The organism is Janthinobacterium sp. 344 (assembly GCF_900112025.1).
GTDB lineage: Bacteria > Pseudomonadota > Gammaproteobacteria > Burkholderiales > Burkholderiaceae_D > Janthinobacterium.
The window spans coordinates 368,042-382,330 of record NZ_FOKL01000002.1; the positions used below are offsets into that span (position 1 = coordinate 368,042).

18 protein-coding genes are annotated in these 14,289 nt (G+C 64.5%); 5 read left to right on the plus strand and 13 right to left on the minus strand.

Translation table 11 applies throughout. The features are described from left to right. The first annotated feature begins 40 nt into the window (after positions 1 to 40). Positions 41 to 1,120, plus strand: a complete 1,080-nt coding sequence (locus BM193_RS07870) for a hypothetical protein (protein ID WP_092798376.1) — start codon at positions 41 to 43, stop codon at positions 1,118 to 1,120. Here the strand turns inward: BM193_RS07870 and BM193_RS07875 are convergent. The 4 genes from BM193_RS07875 to BM193_RS07890 all read right to left on the minus strand — a co-directional run bounded on the left by BM193_RS07875 (position 1,117) and on the right by BM193_RS07890 (position 4,574). After that, positions 1,117 to 1,806 (minus strand): M24 family metallopeptidase, encoded by a 690-nt coding sequence (locus BM193_RS07875; RefSeq protein WP_092798375.1) that lies wholly within the window; start codon positions 1,804 to 1,806, stop codon positions 1,117 to 1,119. The genes BM193_RS07870 and BM193_RS07875 overlap by 4 nt on opposite strands. A gap of 129 nt (positions 1,807 to 1,935) precedes the next feature. Next, on the minus strand, positions 1,936 to 2,907 hold the full coding sequence (locus tag BM193_RS07880; RefSeq protein WP_092798374.1) for a GlxA family transcriptional regulator: 972 nt from the start codon (positions 2,905 to 2,907) through the stop codon (positions 1,936 to 1,938). Between the two features lie 3 nt (positions 2,908 to 2,910). Next, complete coding sequence (locus tag BM193_RS07885; RefSeq protein ID WP_092798373.1) at positions 2,911 to 4,125, minus strand: D-amino acid dehydrogenase; 1,215 nt, start codon at positions 4,123 to 4,125, stop codon at positions 2,911 to 2,913. Next, on the minus strand, positions 4,122 to 4,574 hold the full coding sequence (locus tag BM193_RS07890; protein WP_092798566.1) for a winged helix-turn-helix transcriptional regulator: 453 nt from the start codon (positions 4,572 to 4,574) through the stop codon (positions 4,122 to 4,124). Before BM193_RS07890 ends, BM193_RS07885 begins: the two co-directional genes overlap by 4 nt. Positions 4,575 to 4,665: 91 nt before the next feature. Between BM193_RS07890 and BM193_RS07895 the strand changes: the two genes are divergently transcribed. Then, a complete protein-coding gene (locus BM193_RS07895) occupies positions 4,666 to 5,856 on the plus strand; it encodes an MFS transporter (protein WP_092798372.1) in 1,191 nt (396 codons plus the stop codon). On the opposite strand, the gene BM193_RS07900 is transcribed toward BM193_RS07895, so the two are convergent. From BM193_RS07900 to BM193_RS07915, 4 genes are all read right to left on the minus strand, one after another. Then, positions 5,853 to 6,548 carry a Crp/Fnr family transcriptional regulator gene (locus BM193_RS07900; RefSeq protein ID WP_092798371.1) on the minus strand — a complete coding sequence of 232 codons (696 nt, stop codon included), beginning with the start codon at positions 6,546 to 6,548 and terminating at the stop codon, positions 5,853 to 5,855. The two genes, BM193_RS07895 and BM193_RS07900, sit on opposite strands and share 4 nt — an antisense overlap. 279 nt (positions 6,549 to 6,827) lie before the next feature. Next, entirely contained in the window at positions 6,828 to 7,511 is a 684-nt protein-coding gene (locus BM193_RS07905) for a response regulator (protein ID WP_092798370.1), read from the minus strand. A 3-nt stretch (positions 7,512 to 7,514) separates the two neighbouring features. Then, entirely contained in the window at positions 7,515 to 8,744 is a 1,230-nt protein-coding gene (locus BM193_RS07910; protein WP_092798369.1) for a GAF domain-containing sensor histidine kinase, read from the minus strand. Positions 8,745 to 8,810: 66 nt separating this feature from the next. Further along, a complete protein-coding gene (locus tag BM193_RS07915; protein ID WP_092798368.1) occupies positions 8,811 to 9,392 on the minus strand; it encodes a DJ-1/PfpI family protein in 582 nt (193 codons plus the stop codon). Positions 9,393 to 9,586: 194 nt separating this feature from the next. Here BM193_RS07915 and BM193_RS07920 point away from each other — a divergent pair, with 194 nt between their 5' ends. Continuing rightward, the gene (locus BM193_RS07920; protein ID WP_092798367.1) at positions 9,587 to 9,937 is read left to right on the plus strand and encodes a hypothetical protein; all 351 of its coding nucleotides are present in this window, start codon (positions 9,587 to 9,589) and stop codon (positions 9,935 to 9,937) included. A gap of 118 nt (positions 9,938 to 10,055) precedes the next feature. Next, positions 10,056 to 10,355 carry an antibiotic biosynthesis monooxygenase family protein gene (locus BM193_RS07925; RefSeq protein WP_092798366.1) on the plus strand — a complete coding sequence of 100 codons (300 nt, stop codon included), beginning with the start codon at positions 10,056 to 10,058 and terminating at the stop codon, positions 10,353 to 10,355. Between the two features lie 153 nt (positions 10,356 to 10,508). Here BM193_RS07925 and pncB read toward each other — a convergent pair whose 3' ends face one another. Together pncB and BM193_RS07935 are read right to left on the minus strand one after the other, a co-directional pair. Continuing rightward, positions 10,509 to 11,699, minus strand: a complete 1,191-nt coding sequence (pncB, locus tag BM193_RS07930) for a nicotinate phosphoribosyltransferase (RefSeq protein ID WP_092798365.1) — start codon at positions 11,697 to 11,699, stop codon at positions 10,509 to 10,511. A gap of 79 nt (positions 11,700 to 11,778) precedes the next feature. Continuing rightward, positions 11,779 to 12,642 (minus strand): cysteine hydrolase family protein, encoded by an 864-nt coding sequence (locus tag BM193_RS07935; RefSeq protein WP_092798364.1) that lies wholly within the window; start codon positions 12,640 to 12,642, stop codon positions 11,779 to 11,781. Positions 12,643 to 12,714: 72 nt separating this feature from the next. Here BM193_RS07935 and BM193_RS07940 point away from each other — a divergent pair, with 72 nt between their 5' ends. Beyond that, positions 12,715 to 12,954 carry a TIGR02450 family Trp-rich protein gene (locus BM193_RS07940; RefSeq protein WP_092798363.1) on the plus strand — a complete coding sequence of 80 codons (240 nt, stop codon included), beginning with the start codon at positions 12,715 to 12,717 and terminating at the stop codon, positions 12,952 to 12,954. Here BM193_RS07940 and BM193_RS07945 read toward each other — a convergent pair. From BM193_RS07945 to BM193_RS07955, 3 genes are all read right to left on the minus strand, one after another. After that, a complete protein-coding gene (locus BM193_RS07945; protein ID WP_092798362.1) occupies positions 12,936 to 13,190 on the minus strand; it encodes a hypothetical protein in 255 nt (84 codons plus the stop codon). The genes BM193_RS07940 and BM193_RS07945 overlap by 19 nt on opposite strands. A gap of 238 nt (positions 13,191 to 13,428) precedes the next feature. Further along, positions 13,429 to 13,566, minus strand: coding sequence for a hypothetical protein (locus tag BM193_RS28715; RefSeq protein ID WP_175533199.1), 138 nt, complete (start codon positions 13,564 to 13,566; stop codon positions 13,429 to 13,431). 101 nt (positions 13,567 to 13,667) lie between these two features. Beyond that, on the minus strand, positions 13,668 to 14,273 hold the full coding sequence (locus BM193_RS07955; RefSeq protein WP_092798361.1) for an FMN-dependent NADH-azoreductase: 606 nt from the start codon (positions 14,271 to 14,273) through the stop codon (positions 13,668 to 13,670). Positions 14,274 to 14,289 lie beyond the last annotated feature (16 nt).

The following is a 14,289-nucleotide window of genomic DNA, read 5'->3' on the forward strand; positions in this document are numbered from 1 at the left end:
GCCATGTAGAATCGGCCATCGTCAACCACAGGAAAATCCGATGCGCCGTTTTTTGTTCGCCTGCCTGTCCCTGCCCGCCTTGCACAGCGCCATGGCTGCCGATGCGCCCGTGCAAGGCGTGTGGCAGGGCACGCTGGGCAAGGCCAATATCGTCGCCTGCTTCAACCAGCCCAGCCCCACGCAGGGGGCTGACCGCAGCGGCAGCTACTACTACACGCGCTACAAGACGCCGATCATGCTGTCCATGGCGAACGGCAAGAGCGACTGGAGCGAATCCGACGCCAAGGGCGATACCACGGGCACGTGGCGCCTGGGTGCGCCGCAGGGCGGAAAGCTCACCGGCACGTGGACGGAGCCGAAAAGCGGCAAGGCCCTGCCCCTGGCCTTGAGCCTGCTGGAAGCGGCGGGCGAGCGCGACCATCCGTCCTGCGCCAGCGACGCCTACAACCTGGCGCTGGAAGATTTTCCCGGCACCAAGGTCAGCAAGCCCATCGCCTTCGAAGGCAAGCAATACCGCAACCTGCAAGTGGGCGACACCATCACCGTGGAACTGATGGCGCCCGGCGACGGCATCGCGAAAATCAACGCGCAGCTGCGCGGCGTGCTGGCAAAGAACAAGAAAGACCTGGCCGACTTCTATGCCACGCGCCGCGAATACCTGGGCCGCAACGGCTTCACGACGGAAGACGAGGTGTATGCGGAGCCCACCTACTGGTCGCCGCGCTGGGTGACGATCAAATTCTACCGCTGGGCGGCCGGCTATGGCGCCAGCGGCATTTCCATCCGCTTCCGCACCTGGGACGTGAAAACGGGCCAGGAAACGGACGTGTGGAACTGGTTCGGCGCCAGCGCCAGCGATGGCGACGACAAGGCCGAATTGCCGGACCGCTTGCGCCAGGCCCTGTTCAAGGACGTCAAGATCGATGCCGAATGCCAGGGCACGGATTACGACGGCCGCGGCCGCTTCCACCTGTCCTTGAAGCCGGAAGGCGTGTCGTTCTGGGAAGACGCGAACGGCAGCGGCTGCGAAAACGATTTTTTACTGCCCTACAACAAGGTCGGTCCCTTCCTCACCGTCAAGGGCCGCGCCGCGCTCAGCGATTTGTTGCCGAAGAACTAGGCATAGTAGCTGTCATCGAGCAGCATGTCTTCGAAGAAAGCGCCATACGGCAGGGTCGGATGGCGCAGGTGAATTTCCAGGATCCAGCGCATGGGCGACGGTGAAAACTCCGCGTCGGCCAGCGCGCCCGCGTGGATGGTCGCGTGCGGAAAGTCCGAGACCCTGTGGCCGCCCAGGTCGACATTGAGTTCCCAGCCCAGCTTGCGTGCCTCATCCGCCGCGTAGGCATACAGGGCCTGTCCGGTGAGCCGGTCGCGCTGCCACACGGCGCGCACCTGGTGGAACAGCCATTGCGCGTCGTGCGCGCAGCGCGCATAGTCCGCCTGTTGTTCGCTGTCGCCCAGCGTGAATGTGGCGCCGCCATCGCCTTCCCATGCCTGCACGCGGGGGGCGATATCGAGGAAGAAGATATCGTGCTCCTGCAGTATCACGCCCGGCTCGGAAGCGCGCTTCATCGGTTTTATCGTATTGCGCCCGAAGCGCACGCGCGTGGGATGCCAGCTCAGGGCCAGGCCCATGTCCAGCAGCACCTGTTTCGCCATCGCGACGGCATCTTCTTCCAGCATGCCGGGGCGGATGCGCGCGGCAATGGCGGCGATCGCCTCGCGCGTCTTGCGGCGCGCCAGCAGCATGCCGTCTTCCGTGTAGGCGGGACCGACCCGCTCGGCGTCGAGTATTTCTTCCATGGTTGGACCTTTTCCAGGGCGCGGCCGGAATGGCGCGCCAGCAGGAAAAGTATAGGTGTGCGGCTGGACTGGCGGGGCGGCTGGCTGCCGCGCTTTCCGGACAGCCAGCCGGGAATTCCTGCCATCGGGCTATCGAGGGCGGGAAAAGTGTTGCCGGTATTGTTTGGCAGATACTCCCAGGCGCCGCAGGAATACCGTGCGCAGCTGGTCGGCCGTGCCGAAGCCGCAGCGCCAGGCTATGGTTTTCAACGGCTCGGCGCTGGCGGCCAGCAGGGCGCGCGCCGCATCGAGCCGGGCACTTTCGATGAAATGCGCCGGCGTCACGCCCAGTTCGCGCGCAAACACGCGGGCAAAGTTGCGCGGACTCATGGCCACCAGCCGCGCCAGGGTCTCCACGTCCAGCGCCTCGCCCAGGTGCGCCAGCACGTATTGCTGCGCCTGCGCCACGGGCGAGGCCGCATCGACCACGGGCGTCAGGTGCGGGCTGAACTGCGATTGCCCGCCCTGCCGCTGCGTGTACACCACCAGCCGGCGCGCCACCTGCAGCGCCAGCTGCGCGCCACCCACCCCGCCATCCTCGGCCAGCAAGGAGAGCGACAGGTCGATGCCGGCCGTCACGCCCGCCGAACTGACCAGCTTGCCGTCGTGCACATAAATGCTGTCCGCATCGACGCGCGCCAGCGGAAAGCGGGCGGCCAGGGCGGCCGCGTCGTTCCAGTGCGTGGCCACTTTCTTACCATCGAGCAAACCCGCGTGGCCCAGCAAGAATGCGCCATTGCAGATGGAACCATGGCGGCGCGCCCTGCCGGCCGCGCCGGCCAGCCAGGCGCTCAGGTCGGCGTCAGGCGCTTGCGCCGGCAAGCCGGGGCCGCCCGCCACCAGCAACAGGTCGTAGGACGCCCGCGCCTGTGCATAGTGGCGGTGCGCGGCCAGGCACAGCCCGTTCGAGCAGCGCAGCATGCCTTCCCGCGTGCCCAGCACCTCGATCGTGTACTGCCGATCCGCCGGTAAAAAACGGTTCGCTTCGGCGAACACGTCCATGGGTCCGCTGACGTCGAGCGCCTGCACGCCGGGAAAGATCAGGATGGCAATCGTCGGCATGCGTCAATCCTGCGCCACGGCCGCCACTTGCTGCGCCACCAGCTCGGCCGTCGCCGCCGCCAGGGTCCAGCCCAGGTGGCCGTGGCCCGTGTTGTAGTACACGCCGGGCGCCTTGCCGCGCCCCACTTTCGGCAGCATGTCGGGCAGCATGGGACGCAGGCCGGCCCAGGGAATCACCTTGCGCGTATGCACGCCGGGAAAACATTGCGCCACCCATTGCAGCAATGGACGGATGCGGTCGGCGCGGATGTCGTGGTTGATGCCGTTGAATTCCGCCGTGCCCGCCACCCGCAGGCGGTCTTCGCCCAGGCGGCTGCTGACCAGCTTGGTCGCATCGTCGAGCAGGCTGACCTTGGGGGCCGCTGCGCGGCTGGCGTCGTCATCGAGCTGCACGGTGATGGAATACCCTTTCACGGGATACACGTTGACATGGTCGCCCAGCGTTGCCGCCATGGCGCGGCTGGCCGTGCCCGCGCAGATGACGACGGCGTCGAACACGGTGCTGTCCCCACCCGCGCTCACGCGCACCTTGCCGTGCTCGCGCGCCAGCGCCGTCACCTGCGTGTCATAGCGGCAGGCCACGCCCAGGCGCGCGCAGGCGTCGGCCAGGCCGCTGGTGAACTTGTGGATGTCGCCCGTGGAATCGCTGTCCGTGTAGTAGCCGCCGTAAAAATCGCCGTGCAGGGCTGGCTCGATGGCGCGCATCTCGTGCGGCGTGACGGCGCGCCGCTGCAAGCCGCCCTGCGCCAGCAGGCGCGAGACGCGGGCCGCCCGCTCGAAACCGGCGCGTTCCCGGTAGACATGCAGGATGCCGGCGCGGCGATGGTCGAAATCGATATTTTCTTCTTGCGCCCACGCAAACAGGTGATCGCGCGCGGCAATCGCCATGCGCGTCGTGGCAATCGTATTGCGTTCATAGTCAGGCATGGCGGCGAGAAACGCCGCAAACCAGCTCAGCTTGTGCCAGCCCGGCGTCGGGTTGAGCAGCAGCGGCGCGTCGCGCCGGGCCATCCATTTCAGCGCGTTCAGCACGGTCGCCTTGTGGTTCCACACTTCCGCATGCGAGGCCGACAATTGCCCGCCGTTCGCATACGACGTTTCCATGGCCGCATAGCGGTGGCGTTCAATCAGGGTCACGTGCATGCCCCGTTTCGCCAGCGCGTAGGCCGTGGTGACGCCCGTGATGCCTCCGCCGATGACAGCCACCGTGCGGCTCATGGCGCCGCCACCTTGTGCACGACGGTATCGCCCGCCTGCAGGACCCGCCCGTCCGGCGCCTGCACCTCCATGCGGCGCACGGGCAAGCCTGAAGCGCGTTGCAGCAGGGTCGAATGCGCCTCGCCCTGCTCGAACAATTGCGCCTCGCTCCACTGGCGCAAGCCGACGACGACGGGGAACAGGCCCAGTCCCTTTTGTGTGAGCACATATTCCTGGTAGGCCGTGCCGTCCGAGGCGGGCGCGACATCAAAAATGCCCTCCTGCACCAGGGTGTGCAGGCGGTCGGCCAGGATGTTCTTCGCCACGCCCAGGCTTTTCTGGAATTCGCCAAAGCGGCGCATGCCGTCGAAGGCGTCGCGCACGATCAAGAGCGACCAGCGCTCGCCGATCACGTCGAGCGCGCGCGCCACGGGACAGGGATCGGTTTTCAGGCTCTTGCGCTTGGCCATCGTCATGCTCCAGGATTGAGTGGTTGCATTTTAAAACTATTCGCCGTAGACTCCAACTAGTTTTAATTTGAAACCACTTATCCGGAATCCCATGCGCGATACGAACCCACCCATCACGACCACCCTTCCCCCCACTCTCGTCTGGCTGTTTGCCACGGCGGCCGGCCTCAGCGTGGCCAATGTGTATTACGCCCAGCCTCTGCTGGCCACCCTGGCGCACGAATTCGGCATGACGGAGGCGGCCAGCGGCATGGTCATCACGGCCACGCAGCTGGGCTGCGCGCTGGCCCTGCTGCTGCTGGTGCCGCTGGGCGACATGCTGAACCGGCGCCGCCTGACCCTGTTCCAGCTGGCCCTGCTGGCCATGGTGCTGGCGGCGCTGGCCTGCGCCCGCTCCACGGCCGCCTTGCTGGCCGGCATGCTGCTGGTGGGCTTGCTGGGCACGGCCATGACGCAGGGCTTGATCGCCTATGCGGCCAGCGCGGCGGCCGCCCATGAGCGGGGCCGCGTGGTCGGCATGGCGCAGGGCGGCGTGGTGATCGGCTTGCTGCTGGCGCGCACCCTGTCCGGCGTAGTGGCGGACGTGGCCGACTGGCGCGCCGTGTATTGCGTGTCGGCCGCCATCGCTGGCGCCCTGCTGTTGCTGCTGTGGCGCATGCTGCCGCCGCCGGCATTGCCGCATAAAAAGCTCGCGTATGGCACGCTGCTGCTGTCGATGCTGGACATGCTGAGGCACAACAAGGTCTTGCGCGTGCGCGGCATGCTGGCCTTGCTGATGTTTGCCGTGTTCAATATTTTCTGGAGCGCGCTGGTGCTGCCCCTGACGGCGCAAGGCTATACGCACACGGCCATCGGCGCCTTTGGCCTGGTGGGCGTGATCGGCGCGCTGGGCGCGGCGCGCGCGGGGGCCATGGCGGACCAGGGCCGCGCGCAATGGACGACGGGCGCGGCCCTGCTGCTGCTGCTGGCCGCATGGCTGCCGCTCAGTTTTGCGGGCGCGGCCCTGTGGCCGCTAATCGTCGGCATCATCGCGCTGGACCTGGCGGGCCAGGCCATCCACGTGACGAACCAGAGCCTGATCTTCAAGGAAGACAGCGACGCGCACAGCCGCCTGGTGGCGTGCTACATGCTGTTTTATGCGGTGGGAAGCGGGATGGGAGCGATTGCCGCCACCAGCGTGTATGCGCTGGCGGGCTGGCATGGGGTGTGCGCGCTGGGCGCGGCGGTCAGCTTGCTGGCCCTGCTGTTCTGGCGGCTGACCTTGCCTGCTGAAAAGACTTAATTGAGCAGCGCCGTGGCCGAGCCATGGCGATATGTTTTCAGTGCATCGGGCTGGATCTGGATCAGCGAGCCGCTGACTTTAATCAGGTGCAAGTCCGTCAGCTGGTGCAGCACGCGCGACAGGGTGGCGGGCGCCAGGTTCAGGAACGATGCCAACAGACTTTTCTTCAGGTCCAGCTTGACCTCGTTCGAGCGTTGCTGGTCCGAGGCCTGCAGCAGATACTCGACCACGCGCTGGGTGGCGTTCTGCACGGAGCAGCGCTCCACGTTGCGGATGAAGCCCATCAGGTGGTGCGACAGGCTGTTCATCATCTGGCGCGCGATGCGGGGCGACTGGTCCAGCAGGCGCAGCAGCGCGTGCGGCGGGATGCGCAGCAGCAGGCAGTGCTCGAGCGCTTCGGCGCAGAACGGATACGGTTCATCGAGGAAAATCATGGCTTCGCCGAAACTCTGGCCCGGGCGGATCAATTCCAGGACCTTGTCGGTCCCTTCCATGGAAAACACGCTCAGCTTGACGAGGCCGAAGACCACCACATAGGCGCCTTCCGCCACTTCGCCCTTGCGGAACAGCACTTTGCCTTTTTCCACTTCGACGCGCACGACATCCTGGCGCAATTGCTCTAATTGCGAAGGGGAAATATGGCGGAACAGAGCCTGGCTCGACAGCAAGCCATCGACGTTGACCTTATGCATGACACTCTCTTATTAGATTAGCGAATGACTAAGAGTGTAATGCGCAGGCACGGTCAAGGCCATACGTCAAAGGAACTAGGGTTGTCTAGGCCGGAACGCCATGCAGGTCAAACAATCGCGCATTTTTTGCCATGTATTTGCGCATTGTTTGATTTTTAGAGTGCTGAGCAGAACCGCAGCGAGCGGCAGCGCGTTGCGACTGAGAAGCGGAACTGTGCCTGAGCACGATGAGCATCGCAGGTCGCAAAGTGCGACGCGCAGCCGCTTATGTCGCTACTCTTATTTGCCCAGCTCGCGCTCGACGGCGTAGACGGCGATCTGCACGCGGCTGCTGAGCTTAAGCTTCTTGAGAATGTTTTGCACGTGAATCTTGACCGTGCTTTCGGCCACGTCCAGCTGGCGCGCGATTTCCTTGTTGCTCTGACCGCGTGCCAGGCAAGCCATGGCTTCGCGTTCGCGCGGCGTCAGCTTGTCGTAGTCCGCTTCGGGCGCGCTCTGGCCGGCGCGGAACTGCGACACCAGCTTGGCCGTCATGGCGTCGGCGATCACGGACTCGCCGGCCGCGGCGCGCAGGATGGCCTGGCCCAGCTGCTCGGCCTCGATGTTTTTCAGCAAGTAGCCACGCGCGCCCGCGCGCAGGGCCGCGCCCAGGTCGGCCGCGTTTTCCGACACGGTCAGCATCAGCACCACCATCTGCGGCAAGTCCTGCAAGATCAGCTGCAGCGCTTCCACGCCGGACACGCCCGGCATGTTCAAGTCCATCAGCACTACGTCGGGCTGCAGCTCGGCCGCCAGGCGCACGCCGTCGAGTCCGTTCGACGCCTCGCCCACCACCTGGAACAGAGGATTGCGCTGCAGCAGCAGCTTGACGCCGCTGCGCAGCAAGGTGTGGTCGTCGACCAGCAGGATTTTGATGGGTGCGTTCACTGTGTTGAGTTCTTCTGCTTGATAAATATGAGTCATCTGTTACGCGGCCTGGCGCCGGGCTTCCGGCAGGGCCAGCGAGATCGTCGTGCCGCCACCGGGCGTGCTGTCGATGGCGAATTGCGCGCCCAGCCGCTCGGCCCGCTCCTGCATGATACGCAAGCCGATCTGCAATTCCGTTTTCTTGTCGCGCACATTGGCGGCAAACCCTTCGCCATCGTCGCGCACCTGCAGCGCAAAATCGCGGCCGTTCTCCACGCGCAGCGCCACGTTGCCGGCCTGCGCATGCTTGCGGATATTCGACAGCGCCTCCTGCACGATGAACAGGATCTGCAGCTGCTGCTCGGGCGCCAGCGGCGCGCCATTGCCGCTCATCTCCAGGGTGCCCGCCACGCCCGTCTGCAGCTCGAACTTGGCCAGCACTTCCGCCAGCTTGCTTTCCAGGTCGCTGCCGTGCCAGCGCGTGCGGAAATTGACCAGCAGCTCGCGCACGTCCTGGTAGCTTTGCTCGACGCCCATGCGCATCAGCGGCAGTACTTCGGCCGCCTCGTCGAGCTGGCCACGGCGCACGGAATCGTCGAGCATCTGCACTTGCAGGCTGATGAAGTTCAGGCTTTGCGCGATGCTGTCGTGCAAGCCCTCGGCCAGCAGGCTGCGTTCGCGCGCCACGGCGAATTCCTTTTCGCGCGCGATCAGGCGCTGGTTTTCAATGGCGATGCCCAGGCTCTGGCCCAGCGTTTCCAGCCAGCCCTGCTGCTGCGCATGCACGGCTTGCGGGCGCGCAAAGTGCAGCGAAAAGCTGCCCACCACCTGCTCGCGCGCGAGGATGGGAAACACGGCGATGGCGATGAAACCCTCGTCCTGGCAACGGTAGCGCTGCAGCGCATCGACCTGGCGGAAATCGCGGATCTGGATCACGCCCTGCGCCACGGCCGCGCCGCACAGGCAATCGTTGTTGCGGATGCAGTGTTCCTCTTCCACCATGGCGTCGGAAATGCCCTCATGCACGATCATGTGCACGGTATCCTGCTGCGGATCGAGAATGCGCACGGTGCCGCCTTCGGCCTGCGCGAACTGCATCACGTGGCGCAAAAAGCCGCGGCACAGGGCGTCGATGGCGTGCTGTCCCGCCAGCAGGGTGGAAATCTCGTGCAGGGTGGCCAGCTGGCGCTCCTGCGCGGCGCTCAGGCCGGACGATTGCGCCAGGCGGCGCTGGCGCCAGCGCGAAGCGGGGAGTTGTTTGCGGGAAGAATGACTGCGCGGCGCTTGCATGAAAAACTCGAATCTGAAAAGTGATACGCCCGGCTAGCGCCACTGCGGCGCGCCGGGCAGACAAGATTATAAATGGATCTCGGTACCCAGCAGCTTGACGAACTGCGCCAGCCACGCCGGATGCGCGGGCCAGGCGGGCGCCGTGACGAACTGGCCATCCGTGACGGCGTCCGTGACGGCGATGTCGGCATACGTGCCGCCCGCCAGTTTCACTTCCGGCGCGCAGGCGGGATAGGCGGAAATGCGCTTGCCGCGGATGACATCGGCGGCGGCCAGCAATTGCGCGCCGTGGCAGACGGCGGCGACGGGCTTGCCCGCTGCGGCGAAATGGCGCACGGCGGCGATGACTTTCTCGTTCAGGCGCAGGTATTCGGGGGCGCGGCCGCCGGCGATCATCACGGCGTCATAGTCGGCCGGATCGATCTCGTCGAAGCTGGCATTCAGGGTAAACAGGTGGCCCGGCTTTTCCGTGTAGGTCTGGTCGCCCTCGAAATCGTGGATGGCCGTCTTGATCGTCTCGCCGCTTTTCTTGCCGGGGCAGACGGCATGCACGGCATGGCCCAGCATCAGCAGGGCCTGAAATGGCACCATCGTTTCATAATCTTCTGCAAAATCGCCGGTCAAAAACAGAATTTTCTTCGCTGCCATTTGGTTCTCCTATGAAAGATTGATCCCGCATCCCGCCTGCCCGATGCACCGCAAGGCGTATCTTAGCGCGACTTGGCAACCATACTGGATATTTATCAAACTTTTGCGCCTTAATGCAGGAATTTAGAGGCTGAGGCAGAATTATTTAAAGGCTCATAGGTCAAATTCAGACGACACCTCTGGAAAGCCCGGCCATGAGCACCCTCGCCCCTCCCGTCCTGATCCGCATCTTCGATCATTTGACCGATGCGCAGCAGGCCCGCAGCGCCCTGCTGGAACAGGGTTTTCCCACGAACGCGGTGGAACTCGACACGGTGGGCGATGAAGCGGGTTCCTTGCAAGGCAAGGCGGCCTGGCGCGGCATGTTCCGCCTCGTCGTCGCCCTGCGCCATGCGGGCGAAGCCGAACGCGCACACACCATCGTGCAGCAGTGGGGTGGCAGCGACATCGAACAGCGCACGGCCAGCCATGCTGGTGGCAAGGACGGCGGCAGTGTCGGCGGCAAGCGCGCGCAGCATGGCGATCGCGGGCAACAGCGGCAATAACGGGCAACAGCGGCAATAACGGCAATGGCAGCGGCGGGCAGTGCGCTGGGCCCGCCCTCCCCTGCGGCGCCGAATTATGGCAAGATCAGCGTTCCTTCATTCCACAGCGGAACTCGCCATGATTTTTGAAATTGCCCACATCCACATCAAACCGGCCACGCACGACGCGTTCGAAGCGGCCGTGACCAAAGCCGTGCCCCTGTTCCAGCGCGCACGCGGCTGCGAATCGATGCGCCTGGAACGCTCGATCGAAAACGGCGACGCCTACCGCCTGGTGGTGGGCTGGACGACCCTGGAAGACCATACCGTGCATTTCCGCGGCAGCGACGACTTCCAGGCCTGGCGTGCCTTGGTCGGCGAGTTTTTCGCCGCGCCGCCGCAGGTGGAGCACATGAACACGGTGGTGACGGGGTTTTAAGCGGGGTTTTCAAATCCCCCCGGGCACAGCCCGCCGCATTTGAGCGCGGCTTGGAGCGCGGCTTTGTCGGCTTACGCGCGGCGTTGCCGCGCCAATCCGACCTGCGCCAGATGCCAGATGCCAGCTTGACGTCATCAAGCCGGCGCCAGCCGCTCAGACGGCAGGATGGTGGAACACTTGCCGCAGATAGGCGAGGAAAGTCTCATCCTTGCACAGGGTCTTGCCTGGCGAGTCCGACAGTTTCGCCACGGACTGGCCATTGCAGCGCACCAGCTTCATGACGATGTTGAGCGGCGTCAAGCCGACGTCGTTGGTCAGATTGGTGCCGATGCCAAAGCCCGTCATGATGCGGTCGGCGAAGTGCTGGTACAGGGCAAAGGCCTTGTCCAGGTCCAGTCCGTCCGAAAACACGAGGCGCTTGGTGTTGGCGTCGATGCGCAGGGCCGCGTAGTGGGCCAGCGCCTTTTCGCCCCATTCGACCGGATCGCCCGAATCGTGGCGCAAGCCGTCGAACAGCTTGGCGAAATACAGGTCGAAGTCGGCCAGGAAGGCATCCATGCCCACCACGTCCGTCAAGGCGATGCCCAGGTCGCCACGGTATTCCTGCACCCAGTCTTCCAGTGCCGCTTTCTGGAAGTCGCGCAGGCGCACGCCGAACGACTGGAACGATTGCATGTATTCATGCGCCATGGTGCCGATCGGCACGATGCCCAGCTTTTTCGCCAGGTAGACATTCGACGTGCCCTTGAAATACTCGGGCACTTCGCGCGCCAGGCGCTGCACCACCTCGTCATGCCAGGCGCCGGAAAAGCGCCGGCGCACGCCGAAGTCCGAAAATTCGAACGGATGCTTGCGGCGCGGCAGCTTGCCGAATTCCTTCACGGCCGCCACTTTCAAGCCCAGGCGGTGGCGCCCTTCGCGCATGGCCGCATCGAGGTCGAAACGGCGGAAATACAGTTCGTTGATGATGTACAGCACGAAAATCTCGAAGCCCATCACGTGCACCTGCGGCCCGGCCGCGTGCACGATCAAGGTATCGCCATCGGTACTGACGTCGATGAACTTGCGCTGGAAGCGGAACACCGTCAAAAAGTCGACGAAATCGCTCTTCATGAAACGCAGCGTGCGCAGATAAGCCAGCTCGTCGTCGGCAAACGACATCGCGCACAGGTGGTCGAGCTGTTCTTCCAGCTCGCCCTTCAGCTCGGCCAGGGGAAAGGCCGTGGCGTTGCGGCAGACAAATTCGTATTCGGTATGGGTATTCGGATGACCGTGCAGCAATGCTTGCCACATTGTAAATTTATACAGATCGGTTTCCAGCAAACTGCGCACTATCGGGGTCATGTGTGTTTTCTCCAACTTCCTGAAGCCAGAATAGTACGCCACCGCCGGCATTTCGACAGGGCCCGCTGAAGAAATCCCCTCAAGCGTCCGCATTGGCCAGCCATTCCGGCAACACCTCGGCCGCCGTGGCCAGCCGCGCGCCGCGCTCGCGCATGGCGGCAAGGAAGTCGCGCTGCTGCGCCTCGAAGCCCGTGACGGGACTCATGCAGTCGGTCAACAGCACCAGCCGCGCCAACGCCTGCGGTCCCTGCTGCGCCTGCAGATAGTCGGCGATATGCTCCGTGCTGGCCTTCACGCAATGGCTGCCCGCCTCGCCGCCGATGTAAATCTGCTGCGCCGGCAGCAAGGTGTCGAGGAAGGCGCGGTTGAGCTGGGTGGTGGCATCTTGCGCATCAGGCACTTCCGCCATGACGGCCGAGTAATGCTCGGTCCACGGATTCGAGCCCTTGCTGAGCTTGGCGACAACCCGCAGGTTCGCTTCTTCCCAGTCGTTGTAGGCGGCGCGCACATCGGCATGAATGTTCTGTCCCCAGGAACCGATCTCGCAGTGCACGGGCCACACCATCAACTGGTAGCGCCCCGCCTGCTCCAGCGCAGCGAGGTAGGCCAGCGCGCGCGGCAAGGCATCGCTGGCGGCGGGCAGGAACAGGCGGTCGCGCACCTGCCGCGCGCTGATCTGCGTGAACGGCGCCACGGCGCCGCCGTCGCCCGTGCGCCAGAAGGCGGGATGCGCGATGTCATAGCGGTGGTGCGCGTCGAGGGTGATGCTGATCTGCGCCAGGCCGGCGCCGCCTTCGCGGATCAGCCGCGCCAGGCGCAGCATGTCGGCGTGGGCGCCGGGTACGGCCAGCGCGGGCGCGGCGCCAGGCGGCAGATAGTCGGGCGGCAAATCGCAGAAGTCGTTTTGCGGATCGATGACAAGCAGGTGCAACTGGCGTTTCATGGTGGTCCTCGTGCGTGGCGGGAACCTGCATGATAATGCCAACATCGCCATCACACCATTTCAGGGGCCGCCATGAAGCTTCCAAATCGCAATGAATTGCGTCCAAACAAATTACTGAACAGCAAATGGACAGCCGTCACGCCCGTCGACAAGGAAAAACACTTCCTGGTCGTCATGCTGTGCGCGCCGGACACGCCGGACGCGCCCGTCACGCACGTGGTGCTGGAAGCCGTGCATACACGCCGCGTGCAAACCTTGCCCTGGCGCGCGCTGCAGGATGGCGCGCTGTGGCATCAGGGATGGAAGACGTAGCGGCGCCGGCGCCGCTCGACCAGCTTGACGGCCACTTCGCCCGCTTCGGCGACGGCGTCCGCTTCCGTCGCAAATTGATGGTCGGCCGAGACGCGGCGTTTTTTCACCAGGTTCATGCGGTGCATGGGATTGGGCGATGGCGCATAGATGGCGACGTAAGCGCCCCACAGCTTGCAGCCCCGCAAGGGTTCCGCCGTGTAATTCACCTCATAAAACTCAACATACTTTATCGGCACGATGGTTGCTCCAAAATTGGCATGGCCGGACAGCTCGTCTCAATACACTGTCACGACGTAGGGTTGGAATTCATGCAATCGCGCTTGCTCAGGAAAATCAAGTCAGCTATCTATTTTTTTATGACGCGGTACAGAAGAAAAGGAGGCATGACGATACACATCGCCCTGCTGGCGGCGCAAGCGCCTGCCAGGCAAGGGAAAGTATAAACGATGCAAAAAAATTATTCGCGAGCAACTCCTACTGAACGGCGATGGCGTGCCATGCCGGCCATTCCTCGTTGCTGCTGACGTGGTGGGGGAAGTCTTGCGGGCGCGCGCAGGGGCGCAGGGGATACAGGAAATAGTCGCTTGCCATCTGCTTTGTCGGGGATGTCATGGCGAACGGCTCGCCGGGCTGGCACGGGGCGTGCCGCCGGCAAGCTTATGCCAGCCCGACCAGGCTGGCAATCCCCCATCGGAACTAGGCGGGGATCACGCTCAGGCGGCCAGGGCCTCGATCGTGGCGCGGCCCTTGGCAATGGCGCCGGCGACGGCGTCCTCGCCCATGGCCACGCCTTCGGCTTGCACGAACGTGATGTCGGTGATGCCGATGAAACCCAGCGCCGTGCGCAAGTACGTGCTCAGGTAGTCATACGCGGCGCCCGGACCTTCGCTGTAGACGCCGCCGCTGGCCGTGAAAATCACCGCTTTCTTGCCCGTCGCCAGGCCGACGGGACCGGTGGCCGTGTACTGGAAGGTGCGGCCCGCGCGCGCCACGTGGTCGATCCACGCCTTCAGGGTCGATGGCACGGAAAAGTTGTACATGGGCGCGGCCAGCACCAGCACGTCGGCGGCCAGCAATTCATCGACGAGGGTGTCGGACAGCTGCACGGCCGCTGCCGCCTGCGCGCTGCGCTGCTCGGCCGGCGTGAAGAAGGCGCCCATCACCTCTTCCGTCAGGTGCGGCACGGCTTGCGCCGCCAGGTCGCGCTCGACGACGCTGGCGCCTTGCGCGGCCAGTTTGGCGACGAATTCGCCGGACAATTGACGCGACAGGGAACCGTTGCTGCGCACGCTGCTATTGATGTGTAAAACCTTGCTCATGAAGTGCTCCTGTGAA

Excerpts from the sequence above, each read along its gene's own strand:
- BM193_RS07870 (WP_092798376.1), top strand. The coding sequence starts at position 41 with ATGCGCCGTTTTTTGTTCGCCTGCCTGTCCCTGCCCGCCTTGCACAGC.
- BM193_RS07875 (WP_092798375.1), bottom strand. The coding sequence starts at position 1,806 with ATGGAAGAAATACTCGACGCCGAGCGGGTCGGTCCCGCCTACACGGAA.
- BM193_RS07880 (WP_092798374.1), bottom strand. The coding sequence starts at position 2,907 with ATGCCGACGATTGCCATCCTGATCTTTCCCGGCGTGCAGGCGCTCGAC.
- BM193_RS07885 (WP_092798373.1), bottom strand. The coding sequence starts at position 4,125 with ATGAGCCGCACGGTGGCTGTCATCGGCGGAGGCATCACGGGCGTCACC.
- BM193_RS07890 (WP_092798566.1), bottom strand. The coding sequence starts at position 4,574 with ATGGCCAAGCGCAAGAGCCTGAAAACCGATCCCTGTCCCGTGGCGCGC.
- BM193_RS07895 (WP_092798372.1), top strand. The coding sequence starts at position 4,666 with ATGCGCGATACGAACCCACCCATCACGACCACCCTTCCCCCCACTCTC.
- BM193_RS07900 (WP_092798371.1), bottom strand. The coding sequence starts at position 6,548 with ATGCATAAGGTCAACGTCGATGGCTTGCTGTCGAGCCAGGCTCTGTTC.
- BM193_RS07905 (WP_092798370.1), bottom strand. The coding sequence starts at position 7,511 with ATGACTCATATTTATCAAGCAGAAGAACTCAACACAGTGAACGCACCC.
- BM193_RS07910 (WP_092798369.1), bottom strand. The coding sequence starts at position 8,744 with ATGCAAGCGCCGCGCAGTCATTCTTCCCGCAAACAACTCCCCGCTTCG.
- BM193_RS07915 (WP_092798368.1), bottom strand. The coding sequence starts at position 9,392 with ATGGCAGCGAAGAAAATTCTGTTTTTGACCGGCGATTTTGCAGAAGAT.
- BM193_RS07920 (WP_092798367.1), top strand. The coding sequence starts at position 9,587 with ATGAGCACCCTCGCCCCTCCCGTCCTGATCCGCATCTTCGATCATTTG.
- BM193_RS07925 (WP_092798366.1), top strand. The coding sequence starts at position 10,056 with ATGATTTTTGAAATTGCCCACATCCACATCAAACCGGCCACGCACGAC.
- pncB (WP_092798365.1), bottom strand. The coding sequence starts at position 11,699 with ATGACCCCGATAGTGCGCAGTTTGCTGGAAACCGATCTGTATAAATTT.
- BM193_RS07935 (WP_092798364.1), bottom strand. The coding sequence starts at position 12,642 with ATGAAACGCCAGTTGCACCTGCTTGTCATCGATCCGCAAAACGACTTC.
- BM193_RS07940 (WP_092798363.1), top strand. The coding sequence starts at position 12,715 with ATGAAGCTTCCAAATCGCAATGAATTGCGTCCAAACAAATTACTGAAC.
- BM193_RS28715 (WP_175533199.1), bottom strand. The coding sequence starts at position 13,566 with ATGACATCCCCGACAAAGCAGATGGCAAGCGACTATTTCCTGTATCCC.
- BM193_RS07955 (WP_092798361.1), bottom strand. The coding sequence starts at position 14,273 with ATGAGCAAGGTTTTACACATCAATAGCAGCGTGCGCAGCAACGGTTCC.